The 581-nt window shown below is 40.8% G+C and carries 1 protein-coding gene; it reads right to left on the reverse strand.

Features of this window, described 5'->3' with window-relative positions; genetic code table 11:
• Positions 1-581 (reverse strand): 3-dehydroquinate synthase family protein (locus ACFINZ_RS11765; protein WP_375701618.1); only part of this gene is annotated, 581 nt, incomplete at both ends.

Here is a 581-nt window from a genome sequence, read left to right on the forward strand (position 1 = left end):
TCTTGGGCAATGAAAGTCATCAGAGTTTCAGCATTTGGTAATTTACCTGGGATATCCTTTAACTGCGTAGGCAATCTCATAGCTTTAAAGTGTGTTTTAATGCGTTGTATGAGTGTTGGACTTATTAAATTGAGTTGAGCAGAGAATTGGTGCGCTAGAATCATCCCAATGGCTACGGCTTCGCCGTGAATTAAACGATTTGGGTCATAGGCGGTTGCTGTTTCAAGCATGTGTCCAAATGTATGACCAAGATTTAAGAGTGCGCGTTCTCCTGTTTCGTATTCATCACGCGCTACAATGTCTGCTTTAAATTGGCATGAGCGGACAATGGCTTGTATTCGTGTTGGACTATTGGAAAAAACTTTTTGTCCGTTTTTTTCTAGCCATTCAAAAAAATCAGGCTGGTTAATGAGACCATATTTGACCATTTCGGCGTAACCAGCGCGAAATTCACGTGCTGGCAGTGTATCAAGAAGGTCAGTATCAGTAATGACGCATTGTGGTTGATAAAAAGTACCAATAAGATTTTTACCATATTGGCTATTGATGCCTGTTTTTCCCCCAACAGAGGAGTCAATTTG

Source organism: Bartonella sp. AA81SXKL, assembly GCF_042196945.1.
Taxonomy (GTDB): Bacteria; Pseudomonadota; Alphaproteobacteria; order Rhizobiales; family Rhizobiaceae; genus Bartonella.